The sequence below is a fragment of the Jatrophihabitans sp. genome (assembly GCA_036399055.1).
Classification (GTDB): Bacteria; Actinomycetota; Actinomycetes; order Mycobacteriales; family Jatrophihabitantaceae; genus Jatrophihabitans_A.
This window is the reverse complement of the sequence record DASWNX010000036.1, coordinates 175,761-200,983: the sequence shown is the minus strand read 5'-3', so window position 1 is coordinate 200,983 and position 25,223 is coordinate 175,761. Positions and strand designations below refer to the sequence as shown.

The window sequence follows — 25,223 nt, the reverse complement described above, 5'->3', positions numbered from 1 at the left end:
CTCCCCCGCATGATCCCCGCCTCCGTTGACGGAACGACCCTAACGTCAACATGGCGCAGGCGCTGTCCCGTGACCGCGCACCCGGGGGCCGCGTACGCAGACTAGGTTGGTGAGGAGGCCCGGCTCAATCAAACTTGAACTATTCCAGAAAAGGGCCTATGTTGATCGCGTGACGCCAGACTTCGAGGCACAGCTGCGAGCGGCCTCGTTGCGCGTGACCCGGCCCCGGCTGGCCGTGCTGGCCGCGCTGCACGACCACCCGCACGTCGACACGGACACGGTGATCGAGCTGGTCCGGGCGGATCATCCCACGGTCTCCCACCAGGCGGTGTACGACGTGCTGCGCGCGCTCACCGACGCCGGTCTCATCCGGCGCATCCAGCCCGCCGGCGCCGCCGCCCGCTACGAGTCCCGGGTGGGTGACAACCACCACCATGTCGTGTGCCGCTCCTGCGGTGCGATCGCCGACGTCGACTGCGCCGTCGGCCATTCTCCCTGTCTCACCGCCTCCGACGACCACGGCTTCGTGGTCGACGAGGCGGAAGTCGTCTACTGGGGCACCTGCCCCGACTGTTCGGAAGGAAGCGCATGAGCGACACCCAGGACCAACCCGCAAGCGCGCAGGGCGTGGACGACATGGCGGCGGCCGGCTGCCCGGTCGCGCACGACTCCGTGACCGCGACCGGCAGCGAGAGCGAGAATCCGGCGATCGACTCGCCGACGCCGAAGACCGGCGGCCGTCCGCACACCAACCGGGACTGGTGGCCCAACCAGCTCGACCTCTCGGTGCTGCACGCCCACTCGTCCAAGGGCAACCCGCTGGGGCCGGACTTCAGCTACGCCAAGGCGTTCGCGCAGCTCGACGTCGAGGCCCTGAAGCGGGACATCGTCGAGGTACTCACCACGTCGCAGGACTGGTGGCCGGCCGACTTCGGCCACTACGGCGGTCTGATGATCCGGATGAGCTGGCACGCCGCGGGCACGTACCGCATCCACGACGGGCGCGGCGGCGCCTCGTCCGGCGGACAACGCTTCGCGCCGCTGAACAGCTGGCCCGACAACGCCAACCTCGACAAGGCGCGCCGGCTGCTCTGGCCGGTCAAGAAGAAGTACGGCCAGAGCATCTCCTGGGCCGACCTGCTGGTCTTCGCCGGCAACTGCGCGCTGGAGTCGATGGGCTTCAAGACGTTCGGCTTCGGCTTCGGCCGTGAGGACATCTGGGAGCCGGAGGAGGTCTTCTGGGGTCCGGAGGACACCTGGCTCGGCGATGAGCGCTACGGCGACGAGCGTGAGCTCACCGGGCCGCTCGGCGCGGTCCAGATGGGCCTGATCTACGTCAACCCAGAAGGCCCCAACGGCAACCCCGACCCCCTGGCCGCGGCCCGCGACATCCGCGAGACCTTCGCCCGGATGGCGATGAACGATGAGGAGACCCTCGCGCTGATCGCTGGCGGCCACACCTTCGGCAAGGCCCACGGCGCGGCCGGCGCCGAGCACGTCGGACCGGAGCCGGAAGCCGCTCCGCTGGAGGAGCAGGGCCTGGGCTGGAAGAACAGCTACGGCAGCGGCAAGGGCCGGGACGCGATCACCAGCGGCCTGGAGGTCACCTGGACCTCGACGCCGACCCGGTGGAGCAACGGCTTCTTCGAGAACCTGTTCGCTCACGAGTGGGAGCTGACCACCAGCCCCGCCGGCGCCAAGCAGTGGCAGCCCAAGGGCGGCGCGGGCGCCGACACGGTGCCAGACCCCGAGGACGGTTCGCTGAACCGTCCGCCGACGATGCTGACCACGGACCTCGCGCTGCGCTTCGACCCGATCTACGAGCCGATCGCGCGACGCTTCCTGGAGCACCCGGAAGAGTTCGCCGACGCCTTCGCCCGGGCCTGGTACAAGCTGCTGCACCGCGACATGGGCCCGGTGACCCGCTACCTGGGCCCGTGGGTGCCCGAGCCTCAGCTGTGGCAGGACCCGGTTCCGGCCCTGGACCACGACCTGGTCGGCGAGGCGGAGGTCGCGGCGCTGAAGGCCAAGATCCTCGACTCCGGCCTGTCGGTCTCCCAGTTGGTCTCCACCGCCTGGTCGTCGGCGGCCAGCTTCCGCGGCACCGACAAGCGTGGCGGGGCCAACGGCGCGCGGATCAGGCTTACGCCGCAGCGGGACTGGGAGGCCAACGAGCCGGCCGAGCTCGCCACGGTCCTGTCCACCCTGGAGCAGATCCAGCAGGACTTCAACAGCTCGCAGTCGGGCAACACCAGGATCTCCCTCGCCGACCTGATCGTGCTGGGCGGCTGCGCGGCCGTCGAGCAGGCGGCCAAGAACGCCGGTCAGGACGTCACGGTCCCGTTCACGCCGGGGCGCACCGACGCCTCGCAGGAGCAGACCGACGCGGAGACGTTCTCGGTGCTCGAACCGACCGCCGACGGCTTCCGCAACTACCTGCGGGCCGGGGACAAGCTGCCGCCGGAGGTCCGGCTGCTGGACCGGGCCAACATGCTCAGGCTGACCGCTCCGGAGATGACGGTGCTGGTGGGCGGCATGCGAGCCCTGAAGGCCAACTTCGGGCAGTCCGACCACGGCGTGTTCACCGACCGGCCGGGAACGCTGACCAACGACTTCTTCGTCAACCTGCTCGCGCACGACACCGAGTGGAAGGCGTCGGAGTCCGCGGAGAACGTCTACGACGGCCGGGACCGGGTGAGCGGTGACCTCAAGTGGACGGCCACCGCCGTCGACCTGGTCTTCGGCGCTAACTCCGAGCTGCGTTCGCTGGCCGAGGTCTACGCCAGCGACGACGCGAAGGAGAAGTTCACGCGTGACTTCGTCGCCGCGTGGAACAAGGTCATGATGCTGGACCGGTTCGACGTCCCGTCCCTTCAGGTTCCCTGATGCCGATGTCCGGGCCGGCCGGTGACGGCCGGCCCGGACATCCGGTCCCACTGCCGGTCGCTGCCGTCGCCCTCGTCAGTCACCACCTCGCCCCGGCGAGCCAACCAGCTGCTGTCGGCGGCCGCCGGGCCTGGCTGGGCGTCGCCTCGGCAATGCGATAGGGCGCGATATTTACCGATTAGCGTATTTGGCGCTATGTGGAACGGGCCCCGAGCGGGCAGGTAAGTCAGACGTGTGTGAACCAACCCTGATGAGTGCGTTGGAAATCGCGTAAGGCGGCAGCGGCGCGCGTTTTGATGAGCTCCACTATCCCGGAGGTAAACAAAATCAACGACCGCGCGCCACATACCGATCACGAGCGCAATCCCGCACCCGCCTCCAAATTTGACCGTCGCTTGTTCCTCAAAGGCGCTGCGGGAATCGCCGCCGCTGGCGGTGTCAGCATGATGGCGCCGTCCGCGGCGCTCGCTGCCGCCAAGCCGCAGGCCGCGCCACGAAGCCGGGCAGCCGCCACGGGTACCGCGCCGCTGCCCAAGGCGCTTCGCTCGCAAGCCGCACTCGTTGAAGCCGGTGACTCCACCACAGCCTTCAGCGCCGCGCTCCCCATCGTCCAGCGGGGGACGACGTACCAGATGGCGCAGGAGGTCCGTTGGCTTGACGCAGACCACTTCGCAGTGGGCCGGTGGGACGGATCGATGAGCATCTTCGAGTTCCAGACAGCTCCCTACCAGGGCCCGCTGATCAACGAGGCCGTCAGCAGTCCCGCGATGCAGGGACTCAGGATGATCACTGCGTTGTCAGGAGCTGCTATCGCGACGTCGAATGACAGCTCTTCCCTCGCACTGTGGCGAGCGGGGGACGGGGATTGGGCGAACCTGACTCTCCGCGGGACCTACAACTACGACCCGGCGCTCGGTTCGGCGAGTTCGGGGGCGTGGGTGGCCGAAAGCCGTCTGGGCCGGCTTGTCGTCGGCCATGCCAGTGGCCATCTGTCGATCTGGCGCTATGACCCGGTCAGCGGCACGCTGACGTTCGAGCGAAGCGTCGATGTCACAAATCCCAATCCGGTCAATCCTTGGAATGATCACACGGTCGAAGACGTCGTCGTCGCAGACGCCGCCAAGGGCATTGTCGCCGCTGGTTCTGAGGACGGATACGTGACGATGATGCGCGCGTCCACGGGCCGCATTCTCTCGCAGACCCTCTTCAACCCGCAGGCCCAGCGTGGGATCAACGCCCTCTCTGTGGTGGATGACCGGCTGCTCGTCAGCAATTGCTCGGTTGGCCCCAGCGATTACAACACGTGGTATTACTCGATCAACGCTGATTGGAGCATCACGCTCCTGGACAAAGCCAACCTGCTCATCGACACGAGCCGTTCCCAGACTTTCAACTTCGACATCGTATGGGGCACCTACTCGGGCGGACGCTGTTGGTTCGCATCCACCGAAGAAGGCGCGCTGTGGATGGGAACGGTCACGCAAAGCTCGTTGCAACCCATCGGTTACCAGAGGGTCACTGCCCCGTTGGGCTCCGCCCTCGCCTTCCAAGGCGGCGAACTGGCGATGGTCGCCTACGACCTCTACCAGTTCACAACTGCCTAAGCCTTTGGGCAGAGCGCGGGATCACTACCGCATAAGCGATCAGTAACGGGGGTCCAGCGGCTCGGGCAGCTGGTCGAGCAAGGCCGCGTCCTCCTCGCTCAGATCGACCACCGCGGCGCGGGCGTTCTCGATGACCCGTGCCGGTCGCCTGGTGCCGGGGATCGGGATGACGCAGTGGCTCTGGCCGAGCAGCCAGCGCAGGGCGACCTGGGCCGCTGTCGCGCCGAGCCGATCGGCGACCTCGAGCACGGCCGCCAGCATGCTCTCGTTCGCGCGTAGCGCCTCCGGCTGGAACCGCGGGTTGTCCCGGCGCCAGTCATCGGCAGGCAGGTCGGCCGCCGAGCGGATCGCGCCGGTGAGGTAGCCGCGCCCGAGCGGTGAGTAGGCCAGCAGGGCGGCGTCGTGCTCCTGACACCAGCTCAGCACGCCGTCGCGAACCGGATTCCGGGTCCAGAGGCTGAACTCCGATTGCACCGCGGCTATCGGCGCGATCCGCGCGGCGCGGTCGAGCTCGTCCACGCTCACCTCCGACAGCCCGATCGCGCGCACCTTGCCGGCCTGGACGAGTTCGGCCATCGCGCCCACGCTGTCCTCGACGGGGACGCCGGGATCGACGCGGTGCAGCTGGTACAGGTCGATGCGGTCGGTTCGCAGCCGCCGCAGCGAGGCCTCGCAGGCGGCGCGGATGTGCGCAGGCGAGCCGTCGCGGCGGTACTGCGAGGCGCCGTCGACGACAAGGCCGGCCTTGGTGGCGATAAAGGCCTCCTCGCGCCGTCGGCCCAGGGCCCGCCCGAGCAGCGTCTCGTTGGTGAACGGCCCGTAGATGTCGGCGGTGTCGAAGAGGGTGACCTGGTGGTCCAGGGCTGCCACGATCGCCGCGACGGCCTCGTCGTCGTTGTGCGCGCCGCGGTCGTAGAACCAGCTCATCGGCATGCACCCGAGGCCGATGGCGCTGACCTGACGACCGGCGATCGCCCGTTGTGGCATCGGCCGCAGTCGCACAGTCATCGGTGAGGCTTTTCCACGTGAGGCATGGTCTCCTCCTCCGCGGCGCCGGTCGCCCAGGACCCGCGGACGTGTCCGATGTGGCGCCGCATGAGCTGCGCGGCGCCTTCGGCGTCGCCGTCCCTGATCAGGTCGAGCAACTCGGTGTGCTCGCGCGAGGTGGGCAGCAGCTGTCCGGAGTCGGCCAGGCGAGCCATGCCGTACAGGCGGGACCGGACTCGCAATGACTGGACGGTGGAGACCAGCGTCTTGTTGGAGAGCAGGCCGAGCAGCGCCGTGTGGAACTCCAGGTCGGCCTTGTTATGGGCGACCATGTCGTTGCGCACGGCCGCGCGCTCGATCTGCGCGGCCAGGTGCTGCAACCTCTCGTGCTCCTCGTCGCTCAGCCCCCGCCGGGCCAGTGCGCGCACCGAGGGCACCTCGATCAGCAGCCGCAACTCGGTGAGCTCGTCGAGCTCCTCGGCGGCGAGCTCCACGACCCGGAACCCCTTGTTGCGGACGGTCTCGACCAGGCCTTGGTTGACCAGGTCGAGGACGGCCTCGCGCACCGGCGTGGCCGACATGCCCAACCGCGCGGCCAGCGTCGGGGCGGAGTACACGACATGAGGCCGCAGCTCGCCGGCGATGATCGCGGCCTGCAGGGTCTTGATGGCCTCGTCGCGCAGGCTGGTCCGGACGGCAGTGGCCTGCAGGGTCAGGGTGTCCTCGGCGTCGATGCCCGATGTCATGGCGAGCGCCTCAGCCGGCTTCGATGGTGACCGTGTGAAGGCTGGTGTAGATGTCCACCGCGGCCTTGCCCTGCTCCTTCGTGCCGTAGCTGGAGGCCTTCACGCCGCCGAACGGCAGGTAGAAGTCGACTCCGGTGGTCGGCGCGTTGACCTTGATCATTCCCGCGTCCAACCGGTTCACCGCGTCCAGGACGCCGGTGATGTCGCGGGTGTGCAGACCGGCCACCAGGCCGTGCTGGACGGCGTTGGCGCGGCTGATCGCCTGGTCGAGGTCAGCGACCCTGCTGATCGAGCAGATCGGGCCGAACACCTCCTCGCGCTCGAGCAGATGCTCATCTGCCAGGCCGTCGGCGAGCGTGGGCGCGACGAACCAACCGAGTTCGCCGACCTTCGATCCGCCGGTGAGCAGGCGCCCGCCGGCGGCCTCGACGCTCGCGGCGGCGGCCAGCACCCGGTCGCGGGCGGCCTGGTCGATGACGGGGCCGACCGTGACGTCCTCCCGCGCGGGGTCGCCGACCACGAGAGCCCGGACAGCCTCCACGAGGGCCTCGGTGAACCGGGCCGCCTCGCCCACGACGATCACTCGCTTGGTGGCGGTGCACTTCTGCCCGGCGTAGCCGGCGATCGCGGCCGCGATGCTGGCCGCGGTGGCCTCGACGTCGGCGTCGGGCAGCACGATCGCCGGGTTCTGCCCGCCCATCTCGGCCTGCACGGGTGCGCCGCGCTGGGCCGCTGCGGCGATGATCGTGGCGCCCACGGCGGTCGAGCCGGTGAAGGAGACGACGTCGGCCTCATCCAGGACGGCTCGGCCGGTGTCCGCGCCGCCGGCGACGACGGTGAACAACCCGGCAGGCAGGCACGGGGCGAGCAGCTCCGACAGCCGCAACGCGCAGGCGGTCGCCGGTTCGGCGGGTTTGAGCAGCACGGCGTTGCCGTAGGCCAGCGCGGGAGCGGCCTTCCACAGCGGGATCGCGAACGGGAAGTTCCACGGCGTGATGAGCCCGGCCAGCCCGCGGGGGCGCCGGGTGGTGAACAGCAGACCTCCGCCGGACGGGTTGGAAGTGGCGCCGATCTCCTCGAACGGCTGTTGGGCGTAGTAGCGCAGGATGGACACCGACCGCGCGATCTCGCCCCGAGCCTCGGCCAGCGGCTTGCCGACCTCGCGCACCGCGAGCGCTGCCAGCTCGGCCGCGGCGCCCTGCACGGCCTCGGCCGCCTGCCCGAGCGCTTTGGCGCGCCCGGCGGCGCCGGCGTCGACCCATTCGAACTGGGCCTTGCGGGCCGTTTCGGCTGCGACGCGCACGTCCTCGGGCGTGCTGGCCTGGACGCGGGCCACGATGTCGTCGGGGCGTTGCGGGGACGTCGATGTGATCATGAGTGGCTGCCTCTCGCCTTCAGAACCGGAAGCCGGCCGGGAACGGGTCGGTGGGGTCGAGCAGGTACTGGGCGGTTCCGGTGATCCACGCGCGACCGGTGATGGCAGGCACCACGGCGCTCAGGTCCCCGACCGTCGTCTGCTCGACGAGGCGTCCGATGAACCGGGTGCCGATGAACGACTCGTTGACGAAGTCGGTGTGCAGTCCGAGTTCGCCTCGGGCGTGCAGCTGCGCCATCCGGGCGCTGGTCCCCGTGCCGCACGGCGAGCGGTCAAACCATCCCGGATAGATCGCCATGGCATGCCTGGAGTGGCGGGCGGTCGAGCCGGGTGCGAGGAACTGCACGTGATGGCACCCGGTGATGTCGGGGTCCTCCGGGTGGACCGGCGACTTCGAGGTGTTGATCGCCTCCATGATCGCCAGCCCCGCCTCGGCGATGCCTTGCTGTTGGGCGCGGTCGAAGGTCAAGCCGAGCTTGTCCAGCTCGAGGATCGCGTAGAAGTTGCCGCCGAAGGCGATGTCGTAGTCCACTGCGCCCAGTCCCGGCACGTCGACCTGCTGGTCCAGAGCCAGGGAGAACGAGGCCACATTGCGGATGGTCACCGCGCGGGCGGCGCCGTCGCAGACCGCGACCTCGGCGACCACGACTCCGGCCGGGGTGTCCAACCTGATGGTGGTGACTGGTTCCACGACTGGCACCATGCCCGTCTCCACCAGGACCGTGGCCACCCCGATGGTGCCGTGCCCGCACATCGGCAGGCATCCTGAGACCTCGATGTAGAGCACGCCCCAGTCGCAGTCCGGCCGGGTCGCAGGCTGCAGGATCGCGCCGGACATCGCGGCGTGCCCGCGCGGCTCGAACATGAGCAGCGTCCGCAGATCGTCCATGTTCTGCATGAAGTTCACCCGCCGCTGCGCCATGGTGTCGCCGGGGAGAACGCCGACTCCGCCGACGATGACCCGGGTGGGCATGCCCTCGGTGTGCGAGTCGACCGCGTGCAACGTGCGGATGGACCTCATCGGTTTCCCCTTCTCGGATCAGCGGTTTTCGGATCAGCGGTTTTCGGATCAGCGGCGTTCGGGTCGGCGCCAGTCGCGTCAGCGCGGGCCGGCGGCTCTAGCGCAAGCCGGCAGCCAGCGCCTTCTCGGTCGCCTCGCGGATGGCGGCCGAGTCGGCCTCGGACAACGGCCCGCGCGGCGGCTGGCAGCGACCGCCGTCGATGGCGTCGGGGTTGAGGTCCATCGACAGTTTGATCGCCTGCACGAACTCGGTCTTGGAGTCCCAGCGCAGCAGCGAGTGCAGCGCGTAGTACAGCGGCAACGCCTTGTCCAGGTCGCGGGCCTGCGCGGCGGCGAACAGCTCGACGCAGGCGGCGGGGAACACGTTGGGGTAACCGGCGATCCAACCGGGCGAGCCGGTGAGGCTGAGCTCGAGGACGACGTCGTCGCTGCCGGTCAGCACGTCGAGATCCGGGACGAGCTCGCGCAGTTCGTAGAAGCGGCGCACGTCGCCGGAGAACTCCTTGACGGCGACGATCAGCCCCTCGTGGTAGAGCTGGGCCAGCAGTCTCGGAACGAGGTCGACCTTGGTGTCGAACGGGTTGTTGTAGGCCACGATCGGGACGCCGACCTCCGCCACGATGCGGTAGTGCTCGATGACGTCGACGTCGCGGGCCCGGTAGGAGTTCGGGGGCAGCAACATCACGGCGGGACAGCCGGCCTCCGCGGCCACCTCGGCGTGCCGGCGGGCCTGCTTGGCGCCGTAGGCGGCGATCCCGGGCATGATGACGAATCCGTCGGGCGCGGCCTGCACCGCGGCGCGCACCACGTCCTCGCGCTGGGCGTCGCTGAGCACCTGGTACTCACCGAGCGAGCCGTTGGGCGTCGCGCCGTCGCAGCCGTTGGCGGCCAACCACGCGATGTGGGTCGCGAACGCGTCGAGGTCTGGGGTGTCGTCGTCCTTCCAGGGCAGCGCGGTGGCGACGAGTACTCCGTGCCATGGCTTGCGGTCCATCTGGTGCTCCTTCGTGGTGGTCGTGGAGGTGGCCCGGCGGTGGGACCGGCTTCGGGTTGGTCTGGGGTGTCAGCTGTCCTGGCCGTGGCGATCGGCGGGCGCCTGGGCGAGGAGTCCGAGCGGGATCGGCGCCGCCACGGGCCGGTTGGCGCTGCTGGCCAGGTCGAGCGCCTGCCCGGTGCGCGAGGCCGTCAGGCAGCTGATGGCGTAGCCGCACACGCGCCCCTGGCACCAGCCCATGCCCGAGCGCGACAGCAGCTTGACCGACCGGGCGTCCCGGGCGCCGTTGTCGATGGCGGCGTCGACCTCGGCGACGGTCACCTCCTCGCACCGGCAGACCACGGTGTCGTGCTCAAGGGTGTCGAGCCAGAAGCGCGGCACGGGGTAGACCGCGTGCATCGCGGCCGCGAACCGGCGTAACCGGTCCCTGGTCCGGATGGCTGTCTCGACGACCCGGTCGGGTCGAGCCGGTGCTGCGGTGGTCTGACCGACAGCGCACTGGCCGGCGGCGCGCGCGGCGTAGAACCCGGCGATGACGCCCTCGGCGACCGCCAGTTGGGCGCCGCCGACGCCGGTGGTCTCCCCGGCTGCGTACACGCGCGGGTCACTGGTCTGCTGGGTGCTGTCGGTGGTGACGGCCAGGGTCCCGTCGGCAGTCGCAGAAAGCGCGCATCCGGCTTGCAGCGGCAGCTCGGACTGGGTGGTGAAGCCGTACCCGACAGCGAGCACATCGACGGCTATGCGGCGACGGGTGCGGTCGCGGACCCCTCCGGCTCGGTCCAGGCGGGCGACGGTCACCGCTTCCAGCCGGTCCGCGCCATGCGCGGCGACGACGACCGAGCGGGTGCGCAGCGGTATCCGGTGGCGTGCCAGGCCGAGCGCGTAGCCACCGGCCTCACGCAATGTGGCCGGCCGCGGCGCGGCAGCCGGCAGGCGTCTGAGCCAGCCAAGGTTGCGGTTGGCCTCGTGCACGCCGAGGACGTCGGCGCCAGAGGCGGCCAGCGCGGTGGCGACCGGCAGCAGGAAGGGACCGGTGCCAGCGACCAGGACGCGGGGTCCGACCGTGACGCCGCTGCCCTTGAGCAATGCCTGCGCGCCGCCCACGGTGAGAACGCCCGGCAGGTCCCAGCCGGGGAAGGGGACCTGCCGGTCATAGGCGCCGACCGCTAGCACGACGACGGCGGCGCGCACGCGCAGCTCGCCTGGCCGGTCGGGGTCGCGGCGGTCGACGGCTGCGATCGAGCAACCCGACTGCTCGACCTGCAGCGACCAGACGTGGTGCTCGAGGTGGACGGTGAGCCGCCGTGCCGCGACGAGGTCCTCCAATCGGCGGAGCAGGTCATGGTAGGTCGCGACGTCGTGGTGCAGGCCGGACGGCTGAGCGAGCATCGACCGAGGAACGAGGGAGGAGCGCAGCGAAGTGGCAACGGAGCCGTCCAGGACGGCCTTGTCGTGGCGCCAGTACTGCCCGCCCAGCCGTGCCGCGGAGTCGATGAGGGTCGTGGCGGCGCCCTGCTCGGCTGCGTGCACGGCTGCGGCGAGGCCGGCTGGACCTGCGCCGATGACGGCCACCGAGGGCTGCGCGAGGGTGTCAGCAGGCGAGGTCATCGTGGCCTGTCCCGGTCTGGGTGCTGACCGTCATGCCGGGGGTGGCCCTGACCTGGCATGCGCGCTGGTTCGCCGCGCCGTTGACGCTGATCAGGCAGTCGTAGCAGACGCCGATGCCGCAGAACAGGCCCCGGCGGGTCGCGCGCCGGCGCGTCACCCGCCAGCTGTAGATGCCGGCGTTGATCAGCGCGGCGCCCACGGTCTGGCCCTCGGTGAAGTCGATCTCCCGGTCGTCAAAGGTGAATCCGGTCATGCCAGCTGTCCGATCAGGCGCTCCGGGCCGAAGGGCCGGGGGTCCACACGCGTCGCCCGCCCGGTGATCAGGTCGGTGATCAGCTCTCCGGTGGCAGGGGCCAGGCCGATGCCGGCGCCCTCGTGCCCGCAGGCGTGCAGCAGTCCTGGGACCCGCGGATCGGCGCCGATGACGGGAAGGTGATCGGGGCAGTAGGGACGCAGCCCGGCGTACACGCGCAGCAGCTGGACGTCGGCCAGCACCGGAAACAGGGTGATGGCCAGCGCCGCGAGCTGCCGCACCACCGGAAGGGAGATCCTCTTGTCGAATCCCACCCGTTCGCGGCTGGCGCCGATCAGCACCGGCCCCGACCGGGTCCCCTCGATGACGGGCGACATCTCCAGGCCGGGGTTGTCCGAGGCGACGTTGGCCACGTAGTCGGCCGAGTACACCTTGTGCCGCACGACCCGTGGCAGCGGCTCGGTGACCAGGATGAAGCCGCGCCGCGGCAGGATCGGCACCGCGGCGCCCAGCCGGGCCGATACCTGCCCACCCCAGGTTCCGGAGGCGTTGACCACGAAATCCGCGGGCGTCACTCCAGCGCTGGTGCGCACCCCGCTCAGCCGCCCGTCGGCCAGCACGCCGCCGATGACCTCGACACCGGTGCGCAGGACCGCGCCGTGGCCCCGGGCCGCGGCGAGCAGGCTCGCGGCGGCCAGCGCGGGCTGAACCTGCATGTCGCCCGGATAGAAGGCGCCGCCGGCCAAGGCGGGGGACAGGTGCGGTTCGGCCTCGTGGAGCTGAGCTTGGTCCAGCGGCTCGCTGGCCACCCCGAGGTCGCGCTGAACGGCTGCGAACGCCCGCAGCGAGGCGAGCCCCTCAGCGCTGGCGGCGACTACCACGCCCCCTTTGCGCTCGAGCTCGAAAGCCTCCTCGCCCAGTTCCGCGCCGAGTTCGTCCCACAGCGTCGATGACCGCAATGCCAGGTCGAGCTCTGGACCGGCCTGCTTGTCCGACAGCAACAGGTTGCCTTCTCCGGCGCCTGTCGTACCGGCGGCGACGGCCCCGCGCTCCAGGACGGTGACTTCCAAGCCCGCGCGAGCGCCGTAGAAGGCGCACGCGGCGCCCACGATGCCGGCGCCGACGACGACCACCCGAGTCATCTCAGTAATATGTCACACAGCACTGGCGATGAACAGCCAGCGCTGCGCGCGGTCACCGAGTCGGCGGGCCTGCCCTCTCGGTGTGCCGGTGGTCAGCCGCTTCGGCCTGGGGCTGGGCGTGCGCCTGCGGCTGCGACTGGGGCTGAGTAGGCGCCTGAGGGTGGACGTGCGCCTGAGGGTGGACATGGGCCTGAGGCTGGGGCTGGACGTGCGCCGGAGAGTGGACGTGCGCCTGAGGGTGGACATGCGCAGCGTGCGGACCAGCGGCGAGCCCGGCGTCGGTGCTTCTGGGCACACCGGCGCCGAGTGCGCTCTCGTGCAGGTCGCGATTCCTGATCAGGCTGAACACGAGCACCGCGCCAACGGCCGCCAGGAGCGCGCAGAACATGACCACCTCGGTCAGGCTGCGGACGAACGCGGCGTTTCCTGCCGCCGTGACCGAGTCGAGCAGGGCAGGAGAGATGCCACCCGGCAGGTCGTCTCCAGAGGCGAAGGCATGGCCCACCGAGTCGGCCTGATCGCCGAGCTGCTTGCCGACCGCCGACTGCGTGAAGTCGAGCACCACACAACGCTCGAACAGCGCGCCGAAAGCGGACACACCCAGAGCCACGCCGACCTGCTGGAACGTCTGGCCCATTCCTGAGGCCATGCCCGCTCGGGCCGGGCCGACCACGCCGATGGTCACCGCCGCGCGAGGCGGGTTGAACATGCCCATTCCGGCGCCGGTGACGATCAGGGCGGGCAGCAGCGCGGTCCACTCGCTGTCCGTGCTGACCAGGGTGACCAGGCCCAGACCGACGGCGATCAGCGAGATGGCGATCCCGAGGAGCATTCCCGGGGGGAATCGGCTGCCGAGCCGGCCGGTGAGGACCGCGACGACGAACAGCGTCAGGGTCAGGGGCATGAACCGAAGGCCGGTGTCCCAGGCCGAGTAGCCGAGAACGTTCTGCATGTAGGAGATCAGCAGGAAGATGGTCGCCAGGCTGGCCGCGTTGCACAGCAGGGTCCCCCACGCCACGCCGTTGAACGACCGGTTCTTGAACAGTGACAGGTCCAGCATCGCCGCGTCGCCCTTGGCGTGTTGCACGGCCACGAACGCGGCCAGGGCCGCCCCGCCGAATCCGAAGGCGAACAGGACCGGCGGGCAGTCCCAGTCCATCGAGTTGCCTGCCATGAATGCGAAGAGCAGCAGCGCGAGGGCCACTCCGAACAGGGACATCCCGGCCCAGTCGATGCTGCGGACGCGCGGGTCGCGCGACTCTCGCAGGCGTGCCAGGGCAGCGATAAGCACGACTGCCCCGATCGGCACGTTGACCAGGAAGATCCACCGCCAGCTCAGCGAGTTGGTGAGGAAGCCGCCGACCAAGGGGCCGAACGCGAAGGCGAGGCCACCGACGCTGCCCCAGATCCCGAACGCCATGCCACGGTCGCGGGCTCCGTGGTACTCCTGAGCGATCAGCGCCAGCCCGACGGCGAACAACATGGCTGCGCCGAATCCCTGGGCGCCGCGCGCCAGTTCGAGCATCAGGGGATTGACGGCCAGGCCTGCGACCAACGATGAGAGCGTGAACAGCACCAGCCCGTTGGTGAAGATCCGCTTGCGGCCGAGCTGATCGGCCAGCGAGCCGCTGGTGAGCAGGAAGGCGGCCATGGTGAGCGTGTAGGCCGCGATCACCCATTGCTGCTCGGCGAAGCTCGCATCCAGGGACTCGCGGATGTTGGGAAGCCCGACGTTGACCACGGTGACGTCCAGCAACAGCATGAACGTCGTGACGCACACGACGCCCAAGGTCCAGCCGCGCGCGGGCGCGCCGGCGGGATGGCCTACCTGGGCGCGACCGACCATCGACTCAGCTGACATCTACTTCTCCTTGTCCGGCCGTTCCTTGCGCCAGGCCCGCCACGCCGGCCGTGCGGCACAGCGTGGGCGGGCCGACATGGTGTGCAGGCCCTGGAGTCAGGCGTTGTGAGCCCGCTCGGGCTGCTGCTGCGGGGCGGCCGCGGGCGCGCAGCCGCACCCACCTTGCACGTCGCACGACGGCGCCCGGCTCACCAGCGCGATCGGCTGGATCCTCAGCTGCGCCGATGTGGCCGGAGCGGCTGAGGAGCCGCAGCCGCAGTCGTCGCCGCAGCCCGCCGCCGCCGGCGCGGGCGCCGCTGCAGGAGCGCACGCCGCCGAGCCGCAGCCGCAGCCGTCCTCGGCTGACGGGGTCGTGACGGGGCTGGCGGAGACGCTGGCGAATCCGGCCGGAGCGGCTGCCGAGCCGCAGCCACAGTCATCGCCGCAGCCCGCGGCAGCCGGCGCCGACTGCGGTTGGCTGACGGGTGCGGCGACCGGCGCGATGACCTGCAGGGATGAGTGCGCCCGCAGCAACCGCAGGCCATTGGCGATGATCACCAGCGCCCACACCTCGTTGATGAGCACACCCTGGGTTAGCGAGAACATGCCGGTGACCGCGGCGATGACCAGCAGCAGGATGACCGTGAGCGAGAGCACCACGTTCTGGGCGATGATCCGTCGTGACCTGCGGGCGAGCGCGACCGCGTAGGGCAGCTTGGTGAGGTCGTCGGCCATCAGCGCCACGTCGGCCGTCTCCAGCGCGACGTCGGCGCCCGCGGCGCCCATGACGATCGCGACGTCGGCGGTCGCCAGGGCGGGGGCGTCGTTGACACCGTCGCCGACCATCGCAGTCGTCCCCAGCTGCTGCTTGATCGCGGTGATCGCCGCGCTCTTGTCCTCAGGCATGAGTTCTGCGCGCACGCTCTCGATGCCCACCTGCCGGGCGATCGCATGGGCGACTCGCTCCCGGTCGCCGGTGAGCATCATGGTGTGAGTGATGCCCAGTGACCGCAGTCCCTCGATCGCGAGCACGGCGTCGGGGCGCAGCTCGTCGGCGACGCCGAACATCCCCACGAGCAGGCCCCCGCAGCTGATGGCGACCGGCGTCGCGCCGGCGTCTTCGATGGCGGCCAGCGCGTCGCGAGCCGTCTGGTCACCGCTGAGGTCGCCGACCCGGCCGACGGCGACCAACACACCGTCCACCGTGGCCTGCGCGCCGACACCCGGGATCACCAGGACGTCATCCGCCGGGCGGATCGAGATGCCGCGCTCGCGAGCCGCCTGGACGATCGCCTCAGCGATGGGATGGGTCGCGCCGGCCTCGACAGCGGCTGCCAGGCGCAGCAGCTCATGCTCATCGCGGCCATTGAGCGGGTGGCTCTGAATCAGGACGGGGCGACCGAGGGTGAGCGTTCCGGTCTTGTCGAAGGCGACGACCTGCAGCTTGGCCAGTTCCTCCAAGTAGGCGCCACCCTTGATGAGCACTCCGTCACGGGCGGCTCGTGCCACGGCCGAGACCACGCTGACCGGGACCGACAGCACCAGCGAGCACGAGCAGGAGACGATCAGCACGACCAGCGCGCGGTACAGCGCGTCGGCGAAGCTGATGTCGAACAGCATCGGCCCGAACGCCACCATGATCACTGCGAGAACGAGCATGAACGGCGTGTAGACAGAGGCGAAACGGTCGGCGAAGCGCTGGGCGACGCCTCGGTTCTGCTGGGCTTCTTCGACTTCTCTGATCACCCGGGCAAGCACGGTGTCCTCGAACGGCTTGGCGACCTCGACGCGCAGCGCCGCATGACCGTTGAGGGTGCCACCGAAGACCACCGAGCCCGGCTCGACCTCCACCGGCATCGACTCGCCCGTGATGGCAGCGGCGTCAATCCATGAGACTCCCTGGACGACGGTCCCGTCGGTGGGCAGCCGGGTGCCGGGGCGAACCAGCACCAGCTCGCCCACCGCGAGCTCGGCGACCGGCACGAGCTCGGTCACGCCGTCGGGGGTGAACCGCTCGGCGAGGGTCGGGCTGAGATCCATCAGCTTCTGGATCGACTTGCGTGCCCGGTCTGCCACAAAGCTTTCCAGGACCACGCCGAGTGAGAAGATCACGACTACGCACGCCGCCTCGGTCACCTTGCCGAGCGGTATCGCTCCGGCGACGGCGGCCACCAGCAGCAGGTTGATGGAGACTCGTTTGTTGCGCAGCATCATCAAGGCGGTGCGCGCCGGGTAGTAGATGCCGATCGCGACGGAGGCGTAGGCCAGAGCGGTCGCCAGTGGCTTGGTCTCGTCGTAGCACCCGGCGATCTCGACGATCACCAGCAAGGCCGCGGCGATCGCGAGAAAGATCATCTCGGTGCGCAGCCACCAGCGGGTCTGCTTCTTCTGCGGCTGGTCGGTCGCCGTCGGCGCCTGCACGGCCTGCGCCGGCTCCAGCACGAACCCGGACGCGCTCGCGGTCCGCAGCAGCACCGCGTCGTCCAGCGAGCTCACGGTCTCGATCGCCAGGGTTCCGGTCGCCGACAGCATCCGCACCTCGCGCACCCCGGGCACCCGGCGCAGCGCGGTCAGATCGCTGGCGCACTCGACACAACCAGAGACGACCCGGTAACGGCGCACCTCGGCGTCGGAATCGGCGCCGACTGTGCCAGCGCTCGTCGCCACGAATTTGGTCATCTGGGCCCGCCTTTGTAGATGAGAGTGCAGCTAAGCGACTCAACGCTAAGCCTTGGAGTCGACACCAAGGTCAAGCTCGAACTGTATTAAACCAGCCAATGCGGGACCGATGACACCTCAATTGCCCTTCCGAGTTGACTTAAAGCCTGGTTCAACCGCCACGCTGCAGCTTCACGAGAGGAGTTCCTCACGCTGCGCCGACAGCATGAGCTGAGTGGGGGAAGTGCCTCCCCGGCTGTGAGGGGCTTGGGCGTCGGCGCACATGTCGGCGCCGATGCAGTCGATCAGGTTGGCGCGCCCGACGGCGCCCTGAATTCAACGCCGGCTTTCGCGTGAACACAGATGTCCAGACCTTGGAAAGGCACTTGAATGGATGAGCGGTCCAGACGCGCGGTGTACGACGCTGTCGACGCGCTGGCGCTGCGGGTTTCGGCCGGCGTCGCTCCAGACGAGCGATCGGGCCTGATCAGTGACGGCCTGGTCGATCTGCTCGCGGCGATCACCGACCAGCCGTCCTCGGCCATCCCGCGGCATGAGCCGCTGCTGATCGAGTCCCTGCAGGCCGCGCACCTGCAAGCTGTGCTGGACGCGGCTCTGGGGGTCACCCTGTCACTGGCGGATCTGGCCGCCGGCGTCAGCGTCGCGACGGTGACGCGCCTGCTGCTTGAGAGCCCGGCGGGCTCTGTCGGCCTGGCGTTGCCGGAGGTCACGGCTGACCCGGAGGCCCGCTTCGAGCCCTTTGACTTGACCGATGTCCAGCAGGCGTACTTCTTCGGCCGCGAGCACGCGCATGAACTCGGCGATGTCGACGCCAGCTTCTACGTCGAACTGGCGACCGTGAACCTCGATGTCGACAGGTTCGAGCGGGCGCTGCGCGCCGCGATCGCCCAGCACGACATGCTGCGCGCGGTGGTGCTGGCAGACGGCAGGCAGCAGGTGCTGCGCGAGGTACCGGACTACTCGATCCTCAGCAACGACCTGTCGCCGCTGTCACCGGCGGATCAGCAGGCCTCGGTCCAGGCGCTGCGCGACGAGCTGACGAGCACTCGGCGAGACGTGGGCAGCTGGCCGCTGTTCGACGTGCGGGCAAGCGCGCTCGGAGGATCTGAAGGCCTGCTGCACATCAGCTTCGATCTGCTCATCTGCGACGGGGCCTCCTTCGCCCGGCTGCTGGAGGAGCTCGCCGGCCGCTACGCCGAGCCGGACCGGCAGTGGCCCGAGCTGGAACTCACCTTCCGCGACTACCTGAGCGCGGTAGGCCAAGCCGAGAACGGCCCGGACTACGAGCGCGCGAAGGCGTACTGGATGAACAGGCTCCAGGCTCTGCCGCCGGCGCCTGAGCTGCCGCAGGCCAAGCCCCTGTCGGCCATCGAGTCCCCGCGATTCCACCGCCGCAACCACAGGGTTCCCGCAGCGGCGTGGCAGGCGTTCAAGGACCGGGCTGCCCAGCGTGGGCTGACGCCGTCCACCGCGCTGGCAGCCGCCTACGCCGACGTGCTTGCCCGCTGGTCCCGGTCGGCGGAGTTCACCGTCAATCTCACCGTGAACAACCGCCAACCCGTCTGCGAGCAGGTCCGCGACGTGGTCGGGGACTTCACGAGCCTGACCCTGCTGCAGGTCAGCCACGACGGTCGCCAGCCGTTCACCCAGCGGGCCAAAAACCTGCAGGCCCAGCTCTGGCAGGACCTCGACCATCGCGCGTACAGCGCCGTCCGGGTGATGCGCGAGCTGGCCCGCAGATCCGGGCCGGCCGCCGCGGTCGCGCCCGTGGTGTTCTCGACCTTCGTCGGGGCCGGATTCAGCGACGACTTCGACCCGGAGTGGCTGACCGACATCGGCTACACCTCCGCGCAGGCCCCGCAGCTCAGTCTCGAGAGCCTGGTCCTGGAGTACCGGGGCGCTCTGAACCTCACGTGGGACACCGTCGACGAGGCTTTCGCGCCCGGTGTCCTCGACGAGATGTTCGCTGCCTACCGCGACCTGATCACGCGGCTGGCTCACGATGACCAGGCATGGGAGCTGTCGGACACGGTGCCCCTGCCTCAAAGCCAACTGGCGGTCCGGGATCGGGTCAACCTGACCAGTGGCCCGATCCCGGGCGAGCTTCTTCACCGGCTGGGCTCGGCGCTCGCCGAGCGGCGAGCAGACCCGGCCGTGATCACTGGCGACCGGGTGCTCAGCTACGCCGACCTGGACCGGCTGGCATGCCGGATCGGCCGTGGGTTGCGCGGCTCGGGCGCTGAGGTCAACCGCCTGGTCGCGGTGGTGATGGACAAGGGCTGGGAGCAGGTCGGCGCCGTGCTCGGCGTCCTGTACTCAGGCGCGGCCTACCTGCCCATCGACGCCTCACTGCCGGCCGACCGGATCCGCCGGTTGCTCGAGCTGGGCGAGGTCAACCTCGTCCTCTCGCAGAAGGCCGTGCTCGACCGGCTCGACTGGCCCGGCGATGTCAGCGTCTTCGCAGTCGATGACCCCGGTCTCTGGTCCGATGAGGACGACGCGCCGCTGGCGGACCCGCAGTCCAGCGACGACCTGGCCTATGTGATCTTCACTTCCGGCTCGACCGGCGAGCCCAAGGGCGTGATGATCGACCACCGGGGAGCCGCCAACACCTGCCTCGACATCAACACCCGATTCGGCATCGACTCCGATGACCGGGTGCTGGGGCTGTCCTCGCTGAGCTTTGACCTGTCGGTGTGGGACATCTTCGGAATCCTGGCAGCCGGGGGAGCCCTCGTGCTGCCCGAGGCCGACGCCGGACGCGACCCCGAACGCTGGGCCCGACTGGTCAAGGCGCACCACGTCACCGTCTGGAACACCGTCCCGGCTCTCATGCAGATGTATGTCACCTACTGCGAGGCCCAGCCGTCCCTGGGCGGGCTGTCCTCGCTGCGTCTGGTGATGATGTCGGGCGACTGGATCGAGGTGACGCTCGCCGACCGGATCACCGCGCAGAAGTCCGACCCGATCCAGGTCATCAGCCTGGGCGGCGCGACCGAGGCCTCGATCTGGTCGGTCTATCACCCGATCGGCGAGCATGACCCGGCCTGGAAGTCCGTGCCGTACGGCACCCCTTTGACCAATCAGAGCCTGCACATCCTCGATGAGTGCGGACGCCCGCGCCCGGACTGGGTGCCGGGGCAGCTGTTCATCGGCGGCATCGGCGTGGCCTGCGGGTACTGGCGTGACTCGAAGAGGACCAGCCAGCGCTTCAGCATCGACCCGGCCACCGGCCATCGGCGGTACTCCACCGGAGACCTGGGGCGGTACCACCCCGACGGCACGATCGAGTTTCTCGGCCGGGACGACGGCCAGGTCAAGGTGAACGGCTACCGGATTGAGCTCGGTGAGATCGAGCACGCGCTCGCCAGCCACCCCGGCGTCGATCGCGCGGTGGCCCTGGCCGACGGCAACCGGCTGCTTTCCTTCGTCACGGCCCATCCCGGCCAGGACGAGGAGCAGGAGTCCACGACCCGGGCCCAGGTGGCCGAGTGGCACGAGGTCTTCGACTCGCTTCGGGCAGGCTCGGCCGCCCAGACTGCCGGATGGACAGACACCTTCACGGGCCTGCCGATCGCGGAGCAGGACATGCGCTCCTGGGCCGAGGTGACCATCGGCAGGGTGTTGGCGCACCAGCCCCGCCGCGTCCTGGAGATCGGGTGCGGCGCCGGGCTGATCACCACCGGCCTGATCTCCGAGTGCGTGGAGTACGTCGGCACCGACCTGTCGGGGAGAACCCTGGACTATCTCAGCGCTCGCATCGAGCAGGCCGGAGCTCCCGGGAAGGTCACGCTGCTGGCTCGCGAAGCACGCGACTTCAGCGACCTGCCCACCGGCCACTTCGACTGCGTCGTTCTCAACTCGGTGCTGCAGTACTTCCCCTCGGCGCAGTACCTCTCAGACACCGTGCGGGGCGCGCTGGCGGCCCTGCGGCCCGGCGGGGTCCTTTACCTGGGAGACGTCCGCGACCTTCGCGCGCTACCGGCCTTCCACGCGGCGGTGGAGCGAGCGCGCTCCACGGCAGAGACCGACATCCGCGACGTCACCTGGCGGATCCAGGAGCGCGCTCTGACCGAGAACGAGCTCGTCGTCGACCCCCTTCTCTTCTGGAGCGGTTTCGGCGTCCCGGCCGCCGTCCTGCCGCGTCCCGGGCGCGACTGCACCGAGATGGCCGACTACCGCTACGACGTGCTGCTGTTCTCCGACAGCGCCGAGCCCATCACGTTCTCGGCGAGCGTGGACTGGTCTGACCGCGACGCCACGTTGGCCGAGCTCACCGGAATGCTCGGCGCCGGCGTCCGGTCCGTGCGGGTGCGCGACGTGCCCAACCAGCGGCTGGCCTCCGACGAGGCCTGGGCCGAGCTGCTCAGCGAGCCGACCGCGCTGGCCATGTCCTTGCCCGAGTACAGCGAGCTGGTGCTGCGCGAGCGCTGCACGGCGGCGGGCGCGTCCCCGCTGGAGCTGATCGAGGTGGCGCGGGAGCACGGCTACGAGTGCGAGGTCTTCTACCGCCCGGACGCCCGAGTGGGGGTGTTCGACGCGGTGTTCACCAGGTCGGCATTCGACGGCGCCGCGGCGGCGCGGACCTACGCGGCCGGCCTGGCGCCGGCCGCCGACCCGGCACAGCTCACCAACAACCCGCTGGCGGGCCGCCGAACGGTGACCCTGCCGCAGGAGGTCAAGCGGCACGCCAGTGAGATCCTGCCCGCCTACATGGTGCCTAGCGAGATCGTCGTGGTGGCCAGCATGCCGCTCACCGCCAACGGCAAGGTAGACATCGCCCGGCTGCGCGGGATCGCGGCCGGCCGCGGTCAGTCGCCGGCGCGGGTGGCCGACGCCGGTCCGCGTGATGCCACCGAGAAGGCGCTCGCGGCGGCATGGCAGCAGACCCTGGGCGTGGCCGCGGTGTCGGTGCACGACAATTTCTTCCTCACCGGCGGGGACTCACTGCTCGCGGTGCGCCTGGTCAGAGCAGCCGCCGAGTCCGGCATCACCGTGACGGTCGAGGAGGTGTTCGCCCACCCCAGCATCGCCGAGCTGGCCGAGTTCGCTCGAGGCCGGCAGCCATCCGACGGCGCGGCCGGCTCTGTCGAGCTGCCGAGGATCGAGCCCGCGCCGGATCAGCGCTGGGAGCCGTTCCCGCTCACTGACCTCCAGCAGGCCTACCTGCTGGGGCGCAACGGCTTCTTCGACCTCGGCAACGTCGCGGCGTCCTTCTACGTCGAGTTGAGTGTCGAGCACCTCGACGCGCAGCGGCTGGGCGCCGCGGTGCGCGCGATGGTCGAGCGCCACGACATGCTGCGTGCCGTCATCGGGTTGGACGGGCAATGGCACGTGCTGCCCGAAGTCGCGCCCTATGACCTCGCGGTCAACGACCTGCGGCGCCTCGATCAGGAAGAGGCCGAGGCCGAGCTGGAACGGGTGCGTCGCCAGACCAGTGCCCACATCTTCGATCCGGGCAGCTTCCCGCTGTTCGACGTCAGGGTGAGCCAGCTCCAGCAGGGCAGCCGGATCCACGTCACGCTCGACCTGTTGATCGCCGACGGCGGCACCGTCGCGGCGTTCTTCACCGAGCTGAGCGCCCGCTACGCCGACCCGGAGCGGACCTGGCCCGAGCTGGAGTTGACCTTCCGCGACTACCACCTGGCGATGGCGGGCATCGAGCAGGGCCCGCGCTTCGAGCGGGCTCGGGACTACTGGACCGCGCGAGCGGCCCAACTGCCTGCCGCGCCGCAGCTGCGGTTGGCGCAGGACCCGGCAGACATCCTCGACCCGCACTTCGTCAGGCGCACCCACCGCCTCAGCGAGTCGACGTGGCGTCAGTTCAAGCAGGCCGCGGCGCAGCACGGGGTCACCGCCTCGGCCGCGCTCGCGACGGCCTACGCCTCAGTGCTCGCCGCCTGGTCGGGTCGGGCGCCGTTCACCCTCAATGTGACGATCAACAACAGGCTGGACGTCCATCCTCAGGTGGCCGAGGTGCTCGGCGACTTCACGACCGTCACCCTGTTGGAAGTGGAGCAGTCCTCGGGGCGGGGGTTCAGCGAGCGTGCGAGGGCGCTGCAGAGCCGGCTGGCCCAAGACCTCGATCACAGCGAGTTCACCGGCATCCGGGTGATGCGCGAGATAGCGCGGTTGCATGGCCAGGAACGGGCGAACATGCCGGTGGTCTTCACCAGCGCTCTCGACTCGGCCGGCGCTGATTTCGGTCAGGCAGTGTCCGGGCTCGGTGAGATGGCGGCCGGGATCGTGCACACCCCGCAGGTGCACCTGGATCACCAGGTGTTCGAGTACGCCGGTGAGTTGGTGCTGAACTGGGACTCGGTGCAGGAGTTGTACGCCGAGCAGGACATCGATGACATGTTCACCGAGTACGTGACCCTGGTGCGGCGATTGGCTGACACCTCCGCCTGGGAGGCGCCGGATCTGGATCCGGCAGGTCCTCATGCGCCGGCCAGCCGGACGAGCCGGCCGGCGTTGGCCGCCACCCCCGCCCTGCCCAGGACCGCGAGTCAGAACAGCGAGGCCGAGAGGGTCCTGGCCGGCATCTGGTCGCAGGTGTTGGGCGTGGAGCACATCGATCCGACCACTGACTTCACTGAGCTCGGCGGTGACTCGCTGCTGGCGTTGCAGGTCATCGCCAGGGCTGCGGCCGTGGGATTGACGATCTCGCCCAGGGAGTTCTTCGCCAATCAGAGCGTCGCCGCGCTCGCCGCGATCGCGCGGGCCGAAGGGGCCGGCGTCCAGGACGCGGCCGTCGGCGACGCTGCGCTCGCCGCTGCCGACGGCGAAGTCGCTGGCGGAGTCGGGCTCATGCCCCGGCAACTGGCTCTTCTGCAGAAGTGGCGCCATCCCGCCAGGCACAACTACGTCCTGCTGTTCGACGTCGCCGAGCCCTTGGAGCAGACGGCGCTCAAGGTGGCGCTGCGTGCGGTCCTGCGGCACCACGACGGGCTTCGGCTGTCTTTCCGGCACGGCGAGTCCGGTTGGAGCGCCGCTGCCAGCGCGATGACCGACCTGGACACCCCGCTGACCTGGGTGGACCTCACCGCCGCGGCGGGGACTGCGGGCGCCGAGACGGTCAAGCAGACCTGCCTGGAGCTGCAGACGGGCATCGAACTCGAGGTCGCGCCGCTGCTTTCCCTGGCCTACTTCCAGTGGGCCGGCCGGCAGCAGTTGCTGATCGTCGTCAACCAGTTGATCGTCGACAACTACTCCTGCCGGGTCCTGTGCGAAGACCTGCTCACTGCCTATGGCCAGGTCGTGGCGAACGGCGAGGCCGCGCTCGCGCCTGCCGACTCTGTGCTGGCCTGGGCACAGAGCCAGCGGTCGCTGGCCGCTGACCCCGGCATCCAGCGTGAGCAGTCCTACTGGCGTGAGCTTGCCGAGCGGCCGGTCCAGGCGGTCTCAGTCGAGGTCCAGGCCCCCGGCACCGCCATGATCGCCCTTGACCAGCGCGCCACCGCGGCGGTGCTCGAGACCGAGTCGGTGGGTGACATCCTGCTGTGCGCGGTGGCCAGGGCACTCGGGCGCCGCGGCGGGCAGGACACCGTGCGGGTGGACGTGGACGCTCACGGCCGCGACGTCGAGGCCACCTCGTTGAACCCCGCCCGGGTCATCGGCAGGCTGTCCACCCGGTGGCCGCTGGACGTGCCGGCCTCGTGGGACCTGAGCCTGCGCGACGCGGCGAAGGCCGTGGCCGGAGCGCGTGCGCGCACGCCGGCCGGCGGGCGCCATCACGAGTTGCTCGTTCAGTTCGCCGCCGCGCAGGCGCAGACCACCCCGGGGCCGGTGCGCGTGAACTACCTGGGGCGCGCCGACGGCCTCTGGGCGCCCCTCGGGTTGTCCCTGAGCCCCGATCATCCGGGTCTGGCGCCGACCGGCGAGCCCGAGGACGAGCAGCTGGAGATCCTCGCCGGCATCGTCGACGGACGGCTGCTGGTGGCGTGCACACCCGGGGCGGCAGGCCTGCTGGAGGAGATAGGAACCGAGATCACCACCGGGTTGCTGGGTGAGCAGGGCAGTCTGGCCGTTCCGCCGGAGGCCGAGACGTTGCGGCACTGGCTGGGACACCGATAGCAAAGGCGATCA

The 25,223-nt window shown here is 69.9% G+C and carries 14 protein-coding genes; 4 read left to right on the top strand and 10 right to left on the bottom strand.

All coding sequences use genetic code 11. The annotated features are described in order from the left end of the window. Nucleotides 1-169 precede the first annotated feature (169 nt). The 3 genes from VGB75_17210 (at nucleotide 170) to VGB75_17200 (ending at nucleotide 4,490) form a co-directional block, all read left to right on the top strand. Nucleotides 170-592 carry a Fur family transcriptional regulator gene (locus VGB75_17210; GenBank protein ID HEY0168788.1) on the top strand — a complete coding sequence of 141 codons (423 nt, stop codon included), beginning with the start codon at nucleotides 170-172 and terminating at the stop codon, nucleotides 590-592. After that, nucleotides 589-2,886 carry a catalase/peroxidase HPI gene (katG, locus tag VGB75_17205; protein ID HEY0168787.1) on the top strand — a complete coding sequence of 766 codons (2,298 nt, stop codon included), beginning with the start codon at nucleotides 589-591 and terminating at the stop codon, nucleotides 2,884-2,886. The genes VGB75_17210 and katG overlap by 4 nt, the downstream gene beginning before the upstream one ends. 296 nt (nucleotides 2,887-3,182) lie before the next feature. Next, nucleotides 3,183-4,490 carry a hypothetical protein gene (locus VGB75_17200; protein HEY0168786.1) on the top strand — a complete coding sequence of 436 codons (1,308 nt, stop codon included), beginning with the start codon at nucleotides 3,183-3,185 and terminating at the stop codon, nucleotides 4,488-4,490. Nucleotides 4,491-4,529: 39 nt separating this feature from the next. On the opposite strand, the gene VGB75_17195 is transcribed toward VGB75_17200, so the two are convergent. From VGB75_17195 to VGB75_17150, 10 genes are all read right to left on the bottom strand, one after another. Next, entirely contained in the window at nucleotides 4,530-5,498 is a 969-nt protein-coding gene (locus tag VGB75_17195) for an aldo/keto reductase (GenBank protein ID HEY0168785.1), read from the bottom strand. Next, the gene (locus tag VGB75_17190; protein ID HEY0168784.1) at nucleotides 5,495-6,223 is read right to left on the bottom strand and encodes a GntR family transcriptional regulator; all 729 of its coding nucleotides are present in this window, start codon (nucleotides 6,221-6,223) and stop codon (nucleotides 5,495-5,497) included. Before VGB75_17190 ends, VGB75_17195 begins: the two co-directional genes overlap by 4 nt. A 10-nt stretch (nucleotides 6,224-6,233) precedes the next feature. Continuing rightward, nucleotides 6,234-7,598, bottom strand: coding sequence for an aldehyde dehydrogenase family protein (locus tag VGB75_17185; protein ID HEY0168783.1), 1,365 nt, complete (start codon nucleotides 7,596-7,598; stop codon nucleotides 6,234-6,236). A gap of 19 nt (nucleotides 7,599-7,617) precedes the next feature. After that, nucleotides 7,618-8,619: a proline racemase family protein gene (locus tag VGB75_17180; GenBank protein ID HEY0168782.1), complete on the bottom strand. Its 1,002-nt coding sequence runs from the start codon at nucleotides 8,617-8,619 to the stop codon at nucleotides 7,618-7,620. 97 nt (nucleotides 8,620-8,716) lie between these two features. Further along, on the bottom strand, nucleotides 8,717-9,613 hold the full coding sequence (locus VGB75_17175; protein ID HEY0168781.1) for a dihydrodipicolinate synthase family protein: 897 nt from the start codon (nucleotides 9,611-9,613) through the stop codon (nucleotides 8,717-8,719). Between the two features lie 69 nt (nucleotides 9,614-9,682). After that, nucleotides 9,683-11,221 (bottom strand): NAD(P)/FAD-dependent oxidoreductase, encoded by a 1,539-nt coding sequence (locus VGB75_17170; GenBank protein HEY0168780.1) that lies wholly within the window; start codon nucleotides 11,219-11,221, stop codon nucleotides 9,683-9,685. Beyond that, the gene (locus VGB75_17165; GenBank protein ID HEY0168779.1) at nucleotides 11,205-11,474 is read right to left on the bottom strand and encodes a (2Fe-2S)-binding protein; all 270 of its coding nucleotides are present in this window, start codon (nucleotides 11,472-11,474) and stop codon (nucleotides 11,205-11,207) included. The genes VGB75_17170 and VGB75_17165 overlap by 17 nt, the downstream gene beginning before the upstream one ends. Continuing rightward, nucleotides 11,471-12,616, bottom strand: a complete 1,146-nt coding sequence (locus VGB75_17160; GenBank protein HEY0168778.1) for an FAD-dependent oxidoreductase — start codon at nucleotides 12,614-12,616, stop codon at nucleotides 11,471-11,473. Before VGB75_17160 ends, VGB75_17165 begins: the two co-directional genes overlap by 4 nt. A gap of 52 nt (nucleotides 12,617-12,668) precedes the next feature. Beyond that, the gene (locus tag VGB75_17155) at nucleotides 12,669-14,477 is read right to left on the bottom strand and encodes a DHA2 family efflux MFS transporter permease subunit (GenBank protein HEY0168777.1); all 1,809 of its coding nucleotides are present in this window, start codon (nucleotides 14,475-14,477) and stop codon (nucleotides 12,669-12,671) included. A gap of 96 nt (nucleotides 14,478-14,573) precedes the next feature. Beyond that, nucleotides 14,574-17,135 (bottom strand): cation-translocating P-type ATPase, encoded by a 2,562-nt coding sequence (locus VGB75_17150; protein HEY0168776.1) that lies wholly within the window; start codon nucleotides 17,133-17,135, stop codon nucleotides 14,574-14,576. A 369-nt stretch (nucleotides 17,136-17,504) separates the two neighbouring features. On the opposite strand from VGB75_17150, the gene VGB75_17145 reads away from it, so the two are divergent. Next, nucleotides 17,505-25,211, top strand: a complete 7,707-nt coding sequence (locus VGB75_17145) for an amino acid adenylation domain-containing protein (protein HEY0168775.1) — start codon at nucleotides 17,505-17,507, stop codon at nucleotides 25,209-25,211. Nucleotides 25,212-25,223: the final 12 nt, after the last annotated feature.